This window comes from Lacrimispora xylanisolvens, assembly GCF_002934545.1.
Classification (GTDB): domain Bacteria; phylum Bacillota; class Clostridia; order Lachnospirales; family Lachnospiraceae; genus Lacrimispora; species Lacrimispora xylanisolvens.
In genome coordinates this window covers 130,069-147,425 of record NZ_PTJA01000011.1, presented here as the reverse complement: position 1 = coordinate 147,425, position 17,357 = coordinate 130,069, and the positions used below count along the sequence as shown (strand labels likewise).

Below are 17,357 nucleotides of genomic sequence, written 5' to 3'. Positions count from 1 at the left end.
TTTACCTCACTATGATCAATGAATAATAACCTGCCTCGTCGGGTATCTCCCCAAGGGAATGATAGACCCGCTCATCTGACATGCCGCAGTTCTCCACCATAACAGCCTCAAAACCTCCGGCACCGATCTCTTCCTTAACCGCTTTCATCTGTCTTCCTGCTTTCATAAGAACCTTAACACCAGGAAGCTTTAATGCATCTTTTATCTGATAAGAGGCTGGGATGACATGAAGCTCTTGTGCTCCTGTTACCAGAGGAGTACCAAGCCTGGCGGCAACGGCACAAAATGATGTGATACCGCTTTCCAGCCGGGTGGCATAACCTTCCTTCCACAGCCGTTCTAAAAGATAACTGCAGGTGGAATAAATCGTAACATCTCCAAGGGTAATAAATCCCACATTTTCCCCTCTGTCCAGCCGTTCCATCACCGCTTTTGCAGCAGATTCATGGCTGTCTTCCAAAACCTTCTTATCTTTTGTCATGGGCATGGGCAGATAAAGGCATTCCTTTTCCTCAATTTCAGGAACTGCCGCTTTTGCAATCTGGTATGCCGTACAGATATTTTTATCGCTGTGAGGGATGGCAATTACATCCATTTCCCGGATTCTTCGTACCGCTTTTAAAGTCATCAGTTCCGGATCTCCCGGTCCTACTCCAATCCCATACATGATTCCAGCCATTTGTTATCCTCCTGTATCCAATTACTGATCTATTGTTCTATCATCTTAAGAGCATCCGGCGTCATGGAAAGGATACCAAGCGTATTGGAAAATGTGATTACTTCCACTGGAATTCCTCCTGTCCACTCTGTCATATATGCCTTTATTCTGTTTACCACCTCAGACATCACCGGTTTTAGGACTCCCATTTCTTCTAATATCCCGGCTGCCGTCTCCATGGTGTTGGATCGTAGAATTACTTCTTTTTTATCGGTGTCCAAAAACTCTCTGGCACAATCCCAAAGCACCTCCATACGACGGTCGCCGTATCTGGAATGAGTATTTTCCACCCCTCCCGCCACCTTAATCAGCTTACCGATATGCCCCACAAAAAGGATCTGCTCAAACCCTTCTTCCTTCACCATCGTACAGGATTGCCGGATAAAATTACTGATGGTAACACCTTCCCCGACCGGAAGATTTAACTGTTCTTTTATGAAAGACTCTCCATAATTGCCAGGTGTGAGTATCACCCGTTTCACACCAGCCACCGCTTTCATATGAAGTTCCAGGGAAATGGTGGCAGTCAGAGCCTCTTCACTCATAGGTTTTACAATTCCGGTTGTTCCAAGAATAGACAGTCCGCCCATAATTCCAAGTTTGGAATTAAAGGTCTTTTCTGCAAGTTCCCTGCCTTCTGGAATCCAGATACAGATGAGCAGGGCACCTTTATAATCCGCCGCTCTTCTTACTTCATCCACCTCATCAAAAATCATGGTTCTGGGGACTGGATTAATGGCCGGATATCCCACAGGTGAAGAAAGGCCGGGTTTGGTTACCCGGCCCACACCTTCCGACGCTGTTAAAATCAGCTGCCCGAATTCTCCGGTCTTTTCTCTGACAAAAGAACAGCCGGCCGGAGATGCTCCTTCTCCGGTTTCATCGAATAATTCCACAGACGCATAGATCAACGCCCCGTCCGTTACATCAGGGTCGTCACCTGCATCTTTTTTCACCGCACACCACACCTTGTCCGGCTTTATGACAACATGAAAAAGGGGCAGATCAGCTTCCGTCCCTTTTGGCGTCATTAGCTTCATATGTTGTAACTGGTTTCCCATAAGCAGCATTGCTGCCGCAGCTTTGGCAGCAACAGCCGCACAGGTACCAGTGGTAAATCCGCATCGCAATTCTCTTTTATCCATATTTCTCTTCCTCTTCGAAAAATATTATAAAAGATTTTTGCTTCCGGTGCAAGGAATTTCCTGCTTTTTACCTATACTTCCTCTTTTTTCTCCATTGCATCATTCTTCATTTCTCTTTTTCTCTTGGTAATCAGACCGCCGATACGGCCGCTTTCCTTTGCACTTAAACAGCGCCAGCCTCCTTTTATTACTTTCTCATCAAGACCAAGCTCTGTAGCTATTTCAAATTTAAGTACCTCCTCCGGTTTTAAATTGCGGGGGTCGAAGGGTTCTGTTTTCTTTCCTTTTGGCATACTGTCGTTCTCCTTTCATAAATCTAAAAAGAGTATGCCCGTTTCAAATGGAAATAAACTCCATTTTACGAAAACAAAAAAGAAAGAAGCAAAAAAGCTTCTCCCTTCTTCGTTTTCGTTATCTTTTTGGTATAATCACGGCTGCAATAATATAGGCTACAATTCCGGAACCTGTACAGGCAAGAATTGCCCATAAAAGGCGGATAATTGTAGGGTCTACATCAAAATATTCTGCAATTCCACCACATACACCACACAGCATTTTGTCCGTATCAGAACGGTATAATTTTTTCTCCATGTTTTAATCTCCTCTCTTGTTGTCAACAGGCTAATCTATTATTCATAAAATTTTACTTCTATCCCACCTGTGCTGCAATCTAAATTCATGTCCTTACTGGCGGAATAATCCCAGCTATCTTTGCCAGAAATGGCTGCCATCTGCTGACCTGCGATTTTTATCCCTCCAACCCTTGACTGAATCTTATAATTGTAATCTTCCTTTTTGCCTGAAAGAAGCAAAAGGATTGCACCTACTTTGCAATCTCCGTTAATATCACCGGTGGTTGTACCGGTATATTCCACGGCTCCAACGCTGCAATTAATGTCTAAATCTCCTACATTGCTCTGCTTCACGGAAAGTGCACCCGCCTTTACATTAAGGCTCATGTCATCAGCAGATATGGAACGGCAGGCTATAATCGGATCCAGACCATGCATCCCTCTCTTCTTGGAAACTGCTAAATCCACATCTGTAAAACGATACCCCTGGGGCACGCTGATCGTCATAACAAGATCCGTTTCATCTGACAAAAAACCGGTCCCGGTAGACAGATCCAACTCATCATTCTCATCTTTCAGATTCCAGTTACCATCCTTTTTGTTGCAATAGATGGTTAACTCACTTACTGACGGATCCTCTACTATAAAAACCCTTCCTGCTCTGATATCTACACTCAGGCTTTTTGCAGTACCGGTGGTATAAATTTGCTGGCCTTTTTCTTCTGGAACTTCTAGATCCGAATCAAAATCATAATAATCTTCTGTACCTTTAGACTGGTTTTCATAATCCAGATCCTCAAATGAGAAATCAGAAAATGAATCTTTCCAGAACCCGCTTCCCCTTGGAATAATATCACGAAGATCAGCTCCATAGGTTACCGCTGTAGCAGCCATAATACCGCCCGCAACTACAAGGATTATTCCTGCAATCACACATTTTTTCATAAATTTGCTCATGTCCGCGCCCTCCTTCCGTGTAACAATCGGTTAAACAGATCGATACAGCTTCGAAACAGAAACGGTAAAAACTTACCATAAAATACGCCGCAAACGGCCAACGAAACAAGACCAAGGCCAAGAATCAGTATCCCCAGACCCAGCAGCAATATTCCGTTCAGAGGGTGAATGATCATGGTAGTAAACCCAGCTACCGCCAGGGCAAATCCTGCTGCCAGGAAGGCGAACGTGACCGCTCCGATTGCAACCACCGCTGCAAACAGCACTCCTATCAGACCTGCCAATAAGCCCAGTATTCCGCCTCCAATGCCAAAAAGCATGGGAGAAGCCGCAATGATCAGAACAATCCATAAAATAATTTTTATCGTACGTCTGTCATCCTTGCGTCTTTTTCGGACGGGTTCACTTTCCTGTTCATAAAACCCGCTGTCTTTTTCCGGCTGCGCCGTAACCTCCGGGAGATCGTAACGCTTTGCCATCTGGTAATTGGGATCCCGAAAGCGCTCATCCTGATAACCACTTTCCGTGAATTCACCGCCTTCTTTTAAATGACCGTTCATATCCGCCCGGATCATGGCAGCAATTCGTTCCGGGCTTCCAAACTCCCGTATTACAGAATCCTCATTCTCCGGTCCTGCTTCTTCCAGATAATCTCTGTAATATTCAATTGCATCTTCTTTTTCTTCATCAGGAATATCCGCCAGCAGATATTCCAGCTCTCTCATAAACTCATCCCTGTTCATATATGTGCCTCCTCAAAAATTCGGGATATCTTCTGCGAATAACCCGCCCATTCGCTTTTATAGAGATTTAACTGTATCCGCCCTTTCTCCGTAATCTTATAATACCTGCGGTTCCTTCCATCGTATGCAAGATCATATACTTCCAGACATTCTTCCTTCTGAAGTCTTCGAAGCACAGGATAAAGGGTTGATTCTGAGATCTCAATAACATTTCTTACATCCTGGGTGATCTTGTAGCCGTAAGTTCCCTCCTGGTCTTTTGATACGACTGCCAGGACAATGGCGTCCAATAATGCTGCTCCTGTGTTAAAAACCATACGTCCACTCCTATCTTTTCTGCCTGGGTATTCCTTTACTCTCTGCCTTCTCCCGGATCCTTTGGTATGATCACTGCTGCAAGTATATAAATGGCAATACTTCCGCCGATTAAGGATGCCCCGGTTATCAGGTGAAACAAATGCCTCCATGTCTGAAACAGCATAAGCAGAATCCATATCAGCCTTATCATAACCGGATCCACAGCCAGATACTCACCAATTCCTCCACAAACTCCACATAAAACTCTGTTCTTTACTGAACGGTACAAACGCTTTGCTCCCACGATTGACCACCTTTCCTCTGACTTTTAATTTTCATTTATAATATTATTTATGTTTTTATATTATATGTTGTATAATATAGTGTTATTATATGCTATATAATATTAGTTGTCAACACCCATTAGAAAATACTTTTAATATAAAATACACCTTTGACGCAGGATCGCGTGAAAGGTGTATTTTAAAAGCCGGTCAGTGTAATAGGATATCAATGTTTTTTTTCTTCCTGTAATGATACAGGGCTCCAATCAGATTTGAATCATTAAAATAGCGGCAGGCAACAACCTCCGGTCTTGGTAGATAAGGAGACAGTTTCCGCAGAGGATGTTCATTGCAGAATTTATCCACATGTTTTCTGATATACTCAATGAGAAGAGGCTGTTTGCTGATTCCGCCTCCGATTGCCACCAGCTCCGCATCAAACAATACCTGTAAATTATAAATCCGGACTGCAAGTTGTTTCGTATAGCGGTCCAACCCCTTTAACACTTCCGGATTCCCCTGTTCTGCCATCTCAAAGAGACGGATACCATCAAGCTCTTCCTTAGGAATTCCCGTTTCTTCTGATACCGCTTTGATCAGGGCAGTCGCTCCTCCCGCAGTCCCCCAATATCCGCTCATCTGATCCAGATTTTCATCTGATCCTGCCATGTAGCTGAATTCTCCTGCTGAAAAATGGTTTCCCTTATAAATCTTACCGTCGATAATCAGGCCACCTCCTACCGCAGTTCCCAGTACAAGGACAATACCGTTATTAACGTCTTTCAGACTCCCCATCCATTTTTCTGCCAAAGCCGCACATTTCCCGTCATTTTCAATTGTAACAGGCACTTTGCATTTCTCCTGAAGCAGTTCAACCATATTATGACCTGTCACGCAGCTTATTCTCCCGCCTGTATAGCAGTATCCTGTTTCACTGTCTATTATCCCGGGAGCACTCATGGCAATCCCCTCTGCCCTGCCTTCATACTTTTTAAAAATAGAATACAGGGTTTCCAGATAATTCTCCAGATTCTCACTTTCACTAACCGTGGTCTTAACCTTGCCTTTTTCAATAAATTCCCCGTCTGCATTCATAAGAGCATACTTAATAAATGTACCGCCTGCATCAATTACAAGAAATTCCATTGGTCATTTCCTCCTCCATTTTTCGCAGCAAGCAGGCTGGAGTACAGCTCCATGCATCGCTGCATTTAATGTATAGATATAGATTGCCTGATCACTGACCTGTTTGTCAAGTCCTTCTTTCCAGGACTCTCTGTTGGACGCCATACACACAAAGTCAGGAAAGGAGCAGAAAAAAATCTGCCCCTTACTCTTTTTTAACCAATTCACCTATAAACTAAACGCATGAAGAAGTCGTTTTAAATAATCTCCAAACTTCGCTTCCCGCACAGCTCCTGCTGTCAGAACCGGAACTTCGCCGATCTTCTTTCCCCCAAGGCTATATACAAGGTTTCCTGCAGGCTGGCCTTCTTCAATAGGAGCAGACACTGACGGAACAAGCTCCAGTTTCCTTTCTATTGCGGTAAAGTCCTCTCCCTTTAAGCTTAAATAGGAAAAAGAACCGCCGTATTTCAAAGGAACTTTCTCGTCCACACCGTTATCTACAATCATATCCGGAAGGGGCAGCATCTCTTTATCTTCATATAGCTTACAGTTTGCATAACCATAGTTTAAAAGAGTCTGGGCATCTGCAAACCTCACCTTATAATCCGGCGCTGCCATAATGGAAGCAATGAGACGGACACCATCTTTTTCTGCAGTTGCAGAGAGACAGTATTTTGCGATAGACGTAGATCCGGTCTTTAAACCAGTTACATTAAAGTTTGTTGCCATTTTTAAAAGCTTATTGGTATTTGACAGACCAAATTCTTTCGTTCCCTGTTTCGTCACGTGAGTGATGTTTTCCATCCAGATGGTTGAATAGTTATGAATCTGTGGATACTTATTAATCAGTTCCCTTGACATGATTGCAATATCCCTGGCAGTTGTCACATGGGTGGGCGATTCTGTAAGACCACAGCAGTCTTCAAAATGAGTATTTGTCATTCCAAGTGCTGCCGCCCGCTCATTCATCATCTTAACAAATTCATCCTCTGTTCCTGCTATGTACTCCGCCATGGCGACGGATGCATCATTGCCTGACGCAACAACAATACATTTGATCATGGTTTCAACCGTCTGTACTTCTCCTTCTTCCAGAAATACCTGAGATCCTCCCATGGATTTTGCGTGGGCACTGGTTACAACCTCATCGGTCAGCTTGATCTTACCTGATTCCAGAGCATCAAAAATAAGGATGAGTGTCATAATTTTTGTAATGCTGGCAGGACTTCTTTTTTCATCCGCATCTTTTTCGTAAATGACCTGCCCGGTAGATGCTTCCATTAAAATCGCACTTGGAGACTGCAGGGCCGGGCCGCCTTCTGTATTAACCGCCTGGGCCTCTTCTGCTTTTACAATCATGTCCGAGGCAACCGCTATATCCGGCTCCTGCCCTGCCACTGTCTGGCACAAACAGGAAAATAGCAGAAAAAAGCTTAATATAAATGCTGTAACTCTTTTCATGTTATACACGTTCCTCTGATCTATAGCTTTATATCATTGTATGGGACTGCTTCCCATACATATGCCACTTTTCCCAAAAAAAATTACCCCATTTTCATTTCATCTTTCTACAAAGTATGCTATACTTGGACAGGGAATGTTATTTTAGTAATAGATTCAACCAAAAATATAACAGAATTATGAGGTTTCGTTATGAATCAAAATGATTATCGTAAATGGAATGTTGGAAAAGGGCCAAAACACTCAAAAAACATGTTTGCAATTATCCTGACTGGTCTGCTGATTGTAATGGTTATGGTACTCTGTGGAATTGTTATCAATAAGAAGCTGCATCATAAGCTGATACCTGCCGGCTCATCGGCTGCTGTTTCTTCTGAAAGCGAGGCACAGCCTTCTACTGAGGAAACGACCCCAGCTGATACATCAGAAGCAGATTTAAAGGCAATTTTATCAAATGCGGAACAGCTTGCTTCCCAATACGATTATGACGGAGCCATTAATCTTTTAAAATCAGACACCAGATTTGTGGAAAAGGAAGAGGTAACGAAAGCAGTTTCCGATTATGAGACAGCCAAAGCTGCTCTTGTCCGTATTAATCCACAGGAAGTCACCCATATATTTTTCCATTCACTGATTATGGATACTGCAAAAGCGTTTGACGGTGATTCCAAGCAGGATGGCTATAACCAGATGATGACGACCAAAGATGAATTTATTAAGATGATGCAATCTATGTATGATAAAGGTTATGTACTTGTAAAAATTCATGATCTTGCATATGAAAAGAAGGATGAGAACGGTAATCCAAAATTTGTATACGGAGACATTATGCTGCCTCCTGGAAAGAAGGCATTTGTACTGTCACAGGATGATGTATGTTATTATGAATATATGAAAGGCGATGGCTTTGCCACCCGGATTATCATCGGAGAGGACGGTTATCCTACCTGTGAGATGCAGATGGATGACGGAAGTGTTTCTGTAGGCGATTATGATTTAGTACCAATCCTTGAGAATTTTATAAAAACCCATCCAGGTTTTTCTTATAAGGGAGCAAGAGGAATTCTTGCCTTTACCGGATACAACGGAATTTTAGGCTATCGGACTGACGAAGCTTATAAAGATACCAACCCAAACTATGAAGCTGACCGTCAGGAGGCTGCAAAGGTTGCACAGGCATTAAAGGATCACGGTTGGGAATTATCCTCTCACAGTTGGGGACACCGGAACATGGGTGAGATTTCTATGAATCACTTTAAGACAGATACGGATAAATGGGAGCGCAATGTGGAATCCATTATCGGTCCTACTGATATCATCCTGTTTCCTTTCGGAAGTGATATCGGAAGCTGGACTCCTTACACAGACAGCAACGAACGTTTTACATATTTAAAATCCAAGGGCTTTCGTTACTTCTGTAATGTAGACGCAAGCAAGCCTGTGTGGATGCAGCTTGGACCTGATTACTTCAGACAGGCCAGAAGAAATCTGGATGGTTATCGGATGTTTTACTATCCTGACAGCCTGAATGATTTATTTAATGTACCTGATGTATTTGATCCGGCAAGACCTACACCGGTTCCGCCGATGAAATAATCGTCGATATTCAAAGACTGACAAACGCTGTTCTTTAACTTAACAGCGTATGCCAGTCTTTTTTTGTATTTCTACGGCTTCATTTCCTTCTAATGTTTTTCATAATAAACCCACTTTCAGGCAATGTGGGAATTCTTGAAAGGCTGTATCTTAAATCTTGTTCCGGAACTTCAAAATCAACTTTGTTAACAAGAAAATTTAGACTCGCTTTCATAATTTCAATCGTAATCCCTTCACCAGGACAGCGATGCCCCTTTCCAGGATCACCACCGCCTTGAGGAATAAAACTATATGTCCTGTTTTTTTGCTCCTCAAAGCGCTTTGGCTGAAATTCATCAGGATTATTCCATATTTTAGAATCATGATTCATACCATAAACATCAAGTAATACCAGTACTCCTTTTTTAAACTCATACTGATTCCAGTTAAAGTCTTTGTGTACTTCCGCTCCTAAAAATGGAGTAAATGGATAGTATCGGCGAACTTCCTGCACAAACATTTCAAAATATTTGTTATCGCCACTCATCAGCTCTTCCTGACATTCAGGATGTTCGTACATTGCTAAAGCTGTAAATGTGATATATGTTGAAATAGCCACAATTGGCCTTATTACGTTTATGAGCTCTTTTGCAGCCATCTGCAACTCCATCAGATTTCCATCAGGCTCCTTGTGAAAAGCCATTTGATTAAGTGGCGAATCATCTTTTACGGTCAGCTTCCCTTGTCTCACATCCTCAATTATTGCTTCTATCCATGCCTCGGTTCTATTTCGTGCAGCCTTTCCTTTACAGTATCTGGGTCCGACTCCCCCAAATCCATCAATCATTGCGCAAAAATCATCTGCCCTGCTTTCTACATCAGATTCCAGCAATGGAACTCCGGTCCAATAACATGCTGCCCTGCATAGGTTATTTTTAGCTTCATGAAAAAGTACAACCTCTTTCATATTTACCCATTTATCAGCAGAAGCTTCCATCTCTTTCTCAAAAAGCTCCCCCAGTTTCTTTTGATGATCCACAGTCATTAAGGACATAAAAAAATGTTTTCTCATACTATGTGCATTATTATCCATCCCCTGAATCGCATTAACTCCAAACAGGGTTTTTTGTATTCTCTTAGGCATTACCCCTTTTCGTTGAAATAACTCTTCGTTGTAAAAAATTTTGCATGCCTCTTCGCCACTGATACAGATCGCTTTTTTTCCCATTATATGGGTTTCAAATATATTACATTTATAAAGATCCATTCTACTTTTGATAAAAGGATATCCTTCTTCCAATAAATTAAGAGTGTGATCGAAACCTTTCTCTTGCACAATTCGCTCTTTAACTTCCATTCCTTCTCCTCTTTCTGTTTACAAATTACTTTTCGGATTATTATCGCCCTGTTATCAATTATTATTCAAAAAAAAGCAGTTGGAAAAAGAAAACCTTTCTTCCAACTGCAATCTATTACAATAACCATATAGCTCTTTAAAATTGTACAAACCCTTTTACTGGCTTTGCAGGTTCCACAGACTCGGCATATAAAACCGGTCCTTCCCCTTCATAATCTTTCCAGTATTCATAGGCTATCCTGGCCTTTACACGAACCCACTGCTTTGTCTCAAGATCTTTGGCCTCTCTGGACTTGGTGATAAAGCCCAGAAATGTCATATCATCCTCACAGCAGGTCATGGCCATGCGCCCCGGAACGAAGTAATTCTTTGGAAAGTCAGGAGTTTTTAAAACCATTGCGGTAAATTCCACCGTCTTTCCTTCATAGCGATCCCGCCGCTCCATGCAATCCAGGTACCAGATCCCATAAGCTTCCGGTGATATCTCCACTAAATCAGCGCTGATGTCATAAGGTAAGTCCTCGTCTGCAATTTCATTCACTTCCCCTTCTGAATCCTCAAATACGATTTCTCCTCGTGGACACATGGACTTTAAGGTACGGCGATAGCCAGACAGATCTTCGATTCCGTCACAGCGGTTGCAGATGATCATCTCGGAATTGCGTACCATGGCATATAAAAGAGACTTCATATTGGCGGCATACAGATCAAAGGTAGACATATCAATCAGCGTTATCTGCTGGTAAACGTTCCAGTCAGCCGGAAGTTTTAAATCATCTAAATTCCACATGCCATTCCATTCAATTAAAACTCTCTCCGGATTATACAAAAGTTCCAGTTCCAAAAGTCTCTCCTGGCTTAATTCCTCCAGATTGTCAATGTATACAGCTGCTGTCTTTGTTCGTTTCAGCAGCTCGTCACTGTACTCTGTTTCTCCTTCTTCGCAGACAATGAGAAGTGTCTTCCCTTCCGCCTTAAAATAATCCTGTTCCATAGTGAATTGAAGGAATTGGGTCTTTCCTGACTCCAAAAATCCATCGATCAGGAAAACCGGCATAAAATCATCTTCCATTTCGTCGATATTACTCATGATTTCCTCCAGTCCAATTATTTGCCAAAGGCAAGTTTTAATTCTTCTTCTTTTAAATTAGCACCGATTACACAGACTTTACCAGTGTACTCCGGAATACCATCTCTGATCTCATATTGCTCCGGAACCAGATCAAAATAAAGCCATGTTCCCTTATCTATGCCAGGAATCATTCCTTTGGCACGAAGTACATCTCCAAAGCCATCGCCGTAAGCAAGTTCGTCAAGAATCCGGTCAAGTGTCTCCTTGCTCATAGCAGACACATTCTCAAGTCCCCAGCTGGTGAACACTTCGTCAGCATGATGGTGGTCGTGGTCATGGCCGCAGCTGCAACCTTCTCCGTGATCATGATCATGGTCGTGATCATGGTGATGGCCCCCGCAGCCACAACTTCCCTCTTCATGATCATGGTCATGATCGTGGTCATGGTGATGGCCTCCGCAGCCACAGCTTCCTTCTTCATGGTCGTGATCGTGGTCGTGGTCATGACCTCCGCAGCCGCAGCTTCCCTCTTCATGGTCGTGATCGTGGTCATGGTGATGGCCTCCGCAGCCACAGCCTCCCTCTTCATGATCATGGTCATGATCGTGGTCGTGGTGATGGCCTCCGCAGCCGCAGCTTCCCTCTTCATGATCATGGCCGTGATCGTGGTCATGATGCTCTTTCAGTTCCTTTAACAGGTCTTCTTCCATCGTGTCAGGCTTTTCAATAATCTCAAGGAGCTGTTTTCCAGTTAACTCATCACAGGGAGTTGTAACAACTGCTGCTTTTGGATTCAGTTCTCTGATTATTTCAACTGCAAGATCCACTTTGTCAGCGGGTGCAATATCGGTACGGCTAAGTACCACTGTTCCGGCATTTTCAATCTGATTGTTAAAAAACTCACCAAAATTTTTCCGGTACATCTTACACTTCTGGGCATCTACAATGGTAACTGCACTGTTAAGCGTTACCTCAATCTCAGCTGCCACATCCTTAACCGCTTTCATTACATCGGATAATTTACCAACGCCGGAAGGTTCGATGATAATACGGTCCGGATGATAGGTTGTAAGTACCTCTTTTAAGGATTGTCCAAAATCACCAACCAGGGAACAGCAGATGCAGCCGGAGTTCATTTCCCTGATTTCCACGCCGGAATCCTTTAAAAATCCACCATCAATTCCGATCTCTCCAAATTCATTTTCAATCAGGATCACCTGCTCACCAGATACAGCCTCCTGCAGAAGTTTCTTAATAAAAGTCGTTTTTCCGGCTCCAAGAAAACCGGATATAATATCAATCTTTGTCATACGAATCAATACCTCTTTTCTTTCCAGAGTTTAACAGGAACTACAACTACTTATTGTGTCACAAACAAAGGACAAAGTCAAGCAGAGGCCCCATGGTTTTTCTCTGCATATTGTTAACGTTTTATCAATTTCATATATAATTATAAAAAAAACTTGAATTTTGGTTATACTATGGTAAAATACATGCAACTGCTTTGGCTTAAGGTCAAATGTGTGCACCAAACAAGAAGGAGATTTTTAACCATGGAAAAACGCGGCGTAAAAGAATTCCTGAAAAGGAAGAACGTCACTATCACAGTCCAGACCTATCTCATTGACGCATTGGGTGCTATGGCATTTGGCCTTTTTGCGTCTCTGCTGATCGGAACCATCTTCGGGACCCTGGGCAAACAGTTCCACCTAGAACTGTTTAACGTGATTTCAGAATTTGCAAAAAGTGCCACAGGTGCAGCTTTGGGCGTGGCTATCGCCTATGCTCTTCACGCCCCGGCTCTGGTACTGTTCTCAGCAGCTACTGTAGGGATCGCGGGCAATGCGCTCGGTGGACCGGTTGGAGCGCTGGCAGCAACAGTGATTGCAACGGAACTGGGGAAAATAGTTTCAAAGGAAACACGGCTGGATATCCTTGTAACACCGGGCGTCACAATTATTTCCGGTGTTTTAGTGGCTCAGTTTGTAGGACCCGGTGTAGCTGGATTTATGAGCTGGTTCGGCAGCCTTGTAAAGACTGCCACTGAACTGCAGCCATTCTACATGGGTATACTGGTATCCGCTCTCATCGGAATCGCTCTTACCCTTCCCATCAGCAGTGCGGCTATCTGTATTGCCCTCTCCCTGGATGGATTGGCAGGCGGAGCTGCAACAGCCGGATGCTGTGCCCAGATGGTGGGATTCGCCGTTCTCTCCTTCCGGGAAAACGGAGTGGGCGGTCTTATGGCTCAGGGTCTTGGTACCAGCATGCTGCAGATGGGAAATATCGTGAAAAATCCAAAAATCTGGATTCCCCCGACTGTGGCATCCATGATTACCGGTCCGGTTGCAACCATGGTGTTCCAATTAAAAAACATACCTGCCGGCTCAGGAATGGGAACCTGCGGACTGGTGGGTCCCATTGGTGTTTATACAGCCATGGGCGGCGGAAAAAGCATGTGGCTGGGTATTTTATTTGTCTGCTTTCTTCTGCCGGCACTTATCACACTGCCTCTAGGAGAACTCCTTAGAAAAGCAGGCTGGATTAAATTTGGAGACTTAAAACTGGACTTAAAATAATAAATACCAAAAAGGAAACGGCAGATCATAATCATTCTTCCCGTTTCCTTCTTTGTTTTCAGCCTTATTTCCTGTTCTTTTTACCCTTATTTCTGACCCCGTTGCAACCCATACAGTTTTCACAGCCGCCGGATCCGCAGCCGCCTCTGTTGTTTCGTAAGCTGCGGACAGCAAAAAATACCAGTACCAGAATGATGATCAATATTATAATAGTTACCCAGTTCTCAGACAGCCAAACAGACATCATACCTCCGAATATCCTATTTCATCTCTTTTAATATACTGTCAATATGTTCTCTCCTGCCAATTACCATCAAATGCTCCTGCGCCTGAATTATATAGTCAGCCGGCGGCATAAGCTGTGCCCTTCCTTCCCGCTTAATTCCAAGAACACTGATATGATACAGGTTTCTGATGTCCACTTCCCGTATGGATTTATGCACCCATTCCGGAAGAGGCGGGATCTCATAAATGGAATACTCCGGAGTCAGTTCAATGTAATCAAAAACATGATCTGTGCTGTAACGAACCGCCGTCTTCTCAGCGATATCCCGGTCAGGATAGATTACTTCATCAGCACCGTTTCTTAAAAGGAACTTAGCATGAATATCCCTGTTTGCCTTACTGATTACCCGTCTGCCTCCCAGTTCTTTCACCAGACTGGTGATCTCAAGACTGCTTTGGAAGTTGGTGCCGATACACACAAAGCAGATATCAAAGTTGGAAATACCAAGACTTCTTAACACGGCTTCGTTGGTACAGTCACCAATCTTTGCACTTGTCACATAGGGAAGTAAATCCTCTAAGCACTCTTCCTTCTGATCTACGATCATAACATCATTGCCAAGACTTGCCATATTGATGCATAGATGATGCCCAAACCTGCCAAGGCCAATAATTAAAATTGATTTCATGAATATACTCCTTTTCTTTATCCTACGTTAATCGCTTCTGCGGGTTGTTCCACATGAGCTATTTTATGATTTTGTACAAATGCAAGGGCAAACGAAAGGCTGCCGATTCTTCCGCAGTACATCAGTAAAATGATAACCACTCTGGAAAATGTACTGAGATCTCTGGTAATTCCGGTGGTCATGCCCACAGTACCAATGGCCGAAAACGTCTCAAACAGGATATCAGAAAAGCCAAGAGACTGATTTGCCATAATCGCCAGAGATGCGGCAAGTGCAAGAAACAGATTGATTGTTAAAATTGTTCCTGCCCTCTTAATGGCCTCCTCCTGCAGACGTCTCCCAAATACGTTGACTCCATAAGACTGTTTGATATTGGAATGAACACACATAAGAAGCACAAACAAGGTTGTGGTCTTAATACCTCCGGCAGTGGAACCCGGGCTTCCTCCAATAAACATAAGAATGATGGTAAGAAGCTTACTGCCATCGGTCAAAGCATGGGTATCTGTAGTATTAAAACCTGCTGTTCTTGCTGTTACAGAGCTAAACAGAGAAGTCAGTATCTGACCACTTACGTTCATCCCCACTAAAAGATTATTTTTCTCAAGCAAATAGAACAGAAGTCCTCCTCCAAATACAAGAGTGAACGTAGTAACCAGTACAATTTTGGTATGAAGCATATATTTATTGAAATGCAGCCGGTTCTTATAAATGTCGTCCCATACGATAAAACCAATACCGCCGATAATAATCAGGGACATAATAACCAGGTTCACCAGCCAGTCATCGTAGTAAGAAACAAACGAATTATAAGGCTCTATATGTCCCATTACGTCAAATCCCGCATTGCAGAACGCAGATACGGAATGAAAAATACCATAAAATACGCCTCTGAAAAATCCATACTGAGGAATAAACCGGATTGCTAATAAAATTGCTCCGGCACCCTCAAATAAAAAAGTTCCTTTTATAATCCTTTTTGCCAGCCTTACCACTCCACCGATCTGAAGTGTATTCACACTTTCCTGCAAAAGTCCACGTTCCCTCAGACCGATTTTACGTCTCAGTACTATGGAGATAAACACTCCCACAGTCACAAAACCAAGTCCTCCAATCTGTATCATGGTCATGATCACAATCTGTCCAAATAGAGACCACTGGGTCCATGTATCTCTGACGATCAGTCCCGTCACGCAGGAAGCGCTGGTAGCCGTAAACAGACAATTAATAAAATTCTCCGACTGCCCGTCCTTACTGGAAAAAGGGAGCATTAGAAGTAGTGCTCCTGCCAATATAATTACTAAGAAGCCATAAGCCAGATACTGTGTCTGGCTAATGTTCCACTTAAAACGTTTCTTTTGTTTTTTATCCATGATTGTGTTGCTGCCTTTCCCTTTCTTGTGGCTAATTCCATCTGCCTAGTATAGCACATTTCCCACGGAAGGAAAAGATGAAAGTCATTTCTTATTTTTAACATTTGCCTGAATCTGCTGACTGGTCCTTTTTACAAGCTCCGAAGGCTCATACTGGTCTTCATCGAACAAAAACTGATGAAGAAGTTTCACGTTCTCCTCCAGTGTAACCGGTATGACACAATCCCTTTTATTAATTTTAGCATCAATCATTTTAGTGGGAAATCCCTGGTTTTCCGTCAGATGAAATCTCTTAATATTTTTCATAATCGGAATAATATCTTTCATTCCAATACTAGTGGAAATCTGGGGCAGTACGGCGTTGGCCAGCCTGTTTAAAGTCGGTAAATCAGCCTCCCTGGCTTTTTTCAGTGCCAGATTGGCGACCTCTCTCTGCCTCTCTGTCCGTTTAAAATCCGTATCCATTTTTCTAAGTCTGGCATAAGCAACTGCCTGAACTCCGTCTAAATGGTTGGGACCTTCTTTCTTTAAATGATGAGATCCCACACCTGTTGATTCCACAGTCTCAGTGATAAACCCATTGATTAACCGGAACTCATCGTGGCTGATATCCACATCGATCCCACCCAGAATATTAATGGCATCAGCAACCGCTTTCCAGGTAAATGATGCATAATCATCAATATTAATATCCAGATTATCTGTCAGTGCTTCCAGAGCCTGTGCGGGCCCTCCGCTAAAGTAGGCTTCATTTATCTTATCAAACCGACCCTTATCATTAACTTTTAAATAAGTATCCCGATAAACGGATACCGCTCTTATCTCCCCTGTTCCCAGGTTTATATTAAACAGCATCTGCATGTCAGATCTGGTTCCTTTTCCCAATGTTCCGTCTCTGGAATCCACTCCAAATACGGCAACAGTCCAATATCCTTCCATCTTCTCCTGGGTCTCAATGCTGATATTGGTATTCTGAATTTTAGGCATTTCCACTTCCGGCAGTTTTTGAGGCATATGAGTGATGTTCCATGCATATCCAATCATTGTTCCGATTAAAGAAGCCCAGACCGAAGCTATGATAACCAATCCCCACTTTAAATATTTTGAATTTGCCATGTTTCCTCCATCCTCTTCACAAAAAAAGAAGAGATCCATTTACGTATCTCCCCTTAATTTTCCATC

19 protein-coding genes are annotated in these 17,357 nt (G+C 43.0%); 2 read left to right on the top strand and 17 right to left on the bottom strand.

Features of this window, described 5'->3' with window-relative positions:
- Position 1: 1 nt before the first annotated feature.
- The 10 genes from cobI to BXY41_RS19165 form a co-directional block, all read right to left on the bottom strand.
- Positions 2-679: a precorrin-2 C(20)-methyltransferase gene (gene cobI / locus BXY41_RS19215; RefSeq protein WP_104438489.1), complete on the bottom strand. Its 678-nt coding sequence runs from the start codon at positions 677-679 to the stop codon at positions 2-4.
- Positions 680-708: 29 nt separating this feature from the next.
- Complete coding sequence (cbiD, locus tag BXY41_RS19210; RefSeq protein WP_104438488.1) at positions 709-1,863, bottom strand: cobalt-precorrin-5B (C(1))-methyltransferase CbiD; 1,155 nt, start codon at positions 1,861-1,863, stop codon at positions 709-711.
- A gap of 71 nt (positions 1,864-1,934) precedes the next feature.
- The gene (locus BXY41_RS19205; protein WP_104438487.1) at positions 1,935-2,156 is read right to left on the bottom strand and encodes an alpha/beta-type small acid-soluble spore protein; all 222 of its coding nucleotides are present in this window, start codon (positions 2,154-2,156) and stop codon (positions 1,935-1,937) included.
- Between the two features lie 118 nt (positions 2,157-2,274).
- Positions 2,275-2,454: a PspC domain-containing protein gene (locus BXY41_RS19200; RefSeq protein WP_104438486.1), complete on the bottom strand. Its 180-nt coding sequence runs from the start codon at positions 2,452-2,454 to the stop codon at positions 2,275-2,277.
- 38 nt (positions 2,455-2,492) lie between these two features.
- Positions 2,493-3,392, bottom strand: a complete 900-nt coding sequence (locus tag BXY41_RS19195; RefSeq protein ID WP_104438485.1) for a hypothetical protein — start codon at positions 3,390-3,392, stop codon at positions 2,493-2,495.
- Positions 3,389-4,135 carry a DUF1700 domain-containing protein gene (locus BXY41_RS19190; RefSeq protein WP_104438484.1) on the bottom strand — a complete coding sequence of 249 codons (747 nt, stop codon included), beginning with the start codon at positions 4,133-4,135 and terminating at the stop codon, positions 3,389-3,391. Before BXY41_RS19190 ends, BXY41_RS19195 begins: the two co-directional genes overlap by 4 nt.
- Positions 4,132-4,452 (bottom strand): PadR family transcriptional regulator, encoded by a 321-nt coding sequence (locus BXY41_RS19185; RefSeq protein ID WP_104438483.1) that lies wholly within the window; start codon positions 4,450-4,452, stop codon positions 4,132-4,134. The genes BXY41_RS19190 and BXY41_RS19185 overlap by 4 nt, the downstream gene beginning before the upstream one ends.
- A gap of 35 nt (positions 4,453-4,487) precedes the next feature.
- Positions 4,488-4,736: a PspC domain-containing protein gene (locus tag BXY41_RS19180; RefSeq protein WP_104438482.1), complete on the bottom strand. Its 249-nt coding sequence runs from the start codon at positions 4,734-4,736 to the stop codon at positions 4,488-4,490.
- Between the two features lie 190 nt (positions 4,737-4,926).
- Positions 4,927-5,862 (bottom strand): ROK family protein, encoded by a 936-nt coding sequence (locus BXY41_RS19175; protein WP_104438481.1) that lies wholly within the window; start codon positions 5,860-5,862, stop codon positions 4,927-4,929.
- A gap of 207 nt (positions 5,863-6,069) precedes the next feature.
- Positions 6,070-7,305: a D-alanyl-D-alanine carboxypeptidase family protein gene (locus tag BXY41_RS19165; protein ID WP_104438479.1), complete on the bottom strand. Its 1,236-nt coding sequence runs from the start codon at positions 7,303-7,305 to the stop codon at positions 6,070-6,072.
- Between the two features lie 294 nt (positions 7,306-7,599).
- Here BXY41_RS19165 and BXY41_RS19160 point away from each other — a divergent pair, with 294 nt between their 5' ends.
- Positions 7,600-8,901, top strand: a complete 1,302-nt coding sequence (locus BXY41_RS19160) for a polysaccharide deacetylase family protein (RefSeq protein WP_432765525.1) — start codon at positions 7,600-7,602, stop codon at positions 8,899-8,901.
- 79 nt (positions 8,902-8,980) lie between these two features.
- Here the strand turns inward: BXY41_RS19160 and cypC are convergent, their stop codons facing one another.
- The 3 genes from cypC to BXY41_RS19145 all read right to left on the bottom strand — a co-directional run bounded on the left by cypC (position 8,981) and on the right by BXY41_RS19145 (position 12,619).
- Entirely contained in the window at positions 8,981-10,237 is a 1,257-nt protein-coding gene (cypC, locus tag BXY41_RS19155) for a CYP152 family fatty-acid peroxygenase CypC (protein ID WP_104438477.1), read from the bottom strand.
- Positions 10,238-10,373: 136 nt separating this feature from the next.
- On the bottom strand, positions 10,374-11,327 hold the full coding sequence (locus BXY41_RS19150; protein ID WP_341457865.1) for a TIGR03943 family putative permease subunit: 954 nt from the start codon (positions 11,325-11,327) through the stop codon (positions 10,374-10,376).
- 17 nt (positions 11,328-11,344) lie between these two features.
- Positions 11,345-12,619: a CobW family GTP-binding protein gene (locus BXY41_RS19145; protein WP_104438476.1), complete on the bottom strand. Its 1,275-nt coding sequence runs from the start codon at positions 12,617-12,619 to the stop codon at positions 11,345-11,347.
- Between the two features lie 243 nt (positions 12,620-12,862).
- Between BXY41_RS19145 and BXY41_RS19140 the strand changes: the two genes are divergently transcribed.
- A complete protein-coding gene (locus BXY41_RS19140) occupies positions 12,863-13,888 on the top strand; it encodes a PTS sugar transporter subunit IIC (protein ID WP_104438475.1) in 1,026 nt (341 codons plus the stop codon).
- Between the two features lie 64 nt (positions 13,889-13,952).
- On the opposite strand, the gene BXY41_RS19135 is transcribed toward BXY41_RS19140, so the two are convergent.
- The 4 genes from BXY41_RS19135 to BXY41_RS19120 all read right to left on the bottom strand — a co-directional run bounded on the left by BXY41_RS19135 (position 13,953) and on the right by BXY41_RS19120 (position 17,291).
- Entirely contained in the window at positions 13,953-14,135 is a 183-nt protein-coding gene (locus BXY41_RS19135; RefSeq protein ID WP_242980246.1) for a FeoB-associated Cys-rich membrane protein, read from the bottom strand.
- 13 nt (positions 14,136-14,148) lie between these two features.
- Positions 14,149-14,802: a potassium channel family protein gene (locus BXY41_RS19130; RefSeq protein ID WP_104438473.1), complete on the bottom strand. Its 654-nt coding sequence runs from the start codon at positions 14,800-14,802 to the stop codon at positions 14,149-14,151.
- A gap of 17 nt (positions 14,803-14,819) precedes the next feature.
- The gene (locus BXY41_RS19125) at positions 14,820-16,175 is read right to left on the bottom strand and encodes a TrkH family potassium uptake protein (RefSeq protein WP_104438472.1); all 1,356 of its coding nucleotides are present in this window, start codon (positions 16,173-16,175) and stop codon (positions 14,820-14,822) included.
- A gap of 84 nt (positions 16,176-16,259) precedes the next feature.
- On the bottom strand, positions 16,260-17,291 hold the full coding sequence (locus BXY41_RS19120) for an LCP family protein (RefSeq protein ID WP_104438546.1): 1,032 nt from the start codon (positions 17,289-17,291) through the stop codon (positions 16,260-16,262).
- Positions 17,292-17,357 lie beyond the last annotated feature (66 nt).

Bases quoted from the DNA above. Each gene is read 5' to 3' on its own strand.
- cobI (WP_104438489.1), bottom strand. From the start codon at position 679: ATGGCTGGAATCATGTATGGGATTGGAGTAGGACCGGGAGATCCGGAA.
- cbiD (WP_104438488.1), bottom strand. From the start codon at position 1,863: ATGGATAAAAGAGAATTGCGATGCGGATTTACCACTGGTACCTGTGCG.
- BXY41_RS19205 (WP_104438487.1), bottom strand. From the start codon at position 2,156: ATGCCAAAAGGAAAGAAAACAGAACCCTTCGACCCCCGCAATTTAAAA.
- BXY41_RS19200 (WP_104438486.1), bottom strand. From the start codon at position 2,454: ATGGAGAAAAAATTATACCGTTCTGATACGGACAAAATGCTGTGTGGT.
- BXY41_RS19195 (WP_104438485.1), bottom strand. From the start codon at position 3,392: ATGAGCAAATTTATGAAAAAATGTGTGATTGCAGGAATAATCCTTGTA.
- BXY41_RS19190 (WP_104438484.1), bottom strand. From the start codon at position 4,135: ATGAACAGGGATGAGTTTATGAGAGAGCTGGAATATCTGCTGGCGGAT.
- BXY41_RS19185 (WP_104438483.1), bottom strand. From the start codon at position 4,452: ATGGTTTTTAACACAGGAGCAGCATTATTGGACGCCATTGTCCTGGCA.
- BXY41_RS19175 (WP_104438481.1), bottom strand. From the start codon at position 5,862: ATGGAATTTCTTGTAATTGATGCAGGCGGTACATTTATTAAGTATGCT.
- BXY41_RS19165 (WP_104438479.1), bottom strand. From the start codon at position 7,305: ATGAAAAGAGTTACAGCATTTATATTAAGCTTTTTTCTGCTATTTTCC.
- BXY41_RS19160 (WP_432765525.1), top strand. From the start codon at position 7,600: ATGGTACTCTGTGGAATTGTTATCAATAAGAAGCTGCATCATAAGCTG.
- cypC (WP_104438477.1), bottom strand. From the start codon at position 10,237: ATGGAAGTTAAAGAGCGAATTGTGCAAGAGAAAGGTTTCGATCACACT.
- BXY41_RS19150 (WP_341457865.1), bottom strand. From the start codon at position 11,327: ATGAGTAATATCGACGAAATGGAAGATGATTTTATGCCGGTTTTCCTG.
- BXY41_RS19145 (WP_104438476.1), bottom strand. From the start codon at position 12,619: ATGACAAAGATTGATATTATATCCGGTTTTCTTGGAGCCGGAAAAACG.
- BXY41_RS19140 (WP_104438475.1), top strand. From the start codon at position 12,863: ATGGAAAAACGCGGCGTAAAAGAATTCCTGAAAAGGAAGAACGTCACT.
- BXY41_RS19135 (WP_242980246.1), bottom strand. From the start codon at position 14,135: ATGATGTCTGTTTGGCTGTCTGAGAACTGGGTAACTATTATAATATTG.
- BXY41_RS19130 (WP_104438473.1), bottom strand. From the start codon at position 14,802: ATGAAATCAATTTTAATTATTGGCCTTGGCAGGTTTGGGCATCATCTA.
- BXY41_RS19125 (WP_104438472.1), bottom strand. From the start codon at position 16,175: ATGGATAAAAAACAAAAGAAACGTTTTAAGTGGAACATTAGCCAGACA.
- BXY41_RS19120 (WP_104438546.1), bottom strand. From the start codon at position 17,291: ATGGCAAATTCAAAATATTTAAAGTGGGGATTGGTTATCATAGCTTCG.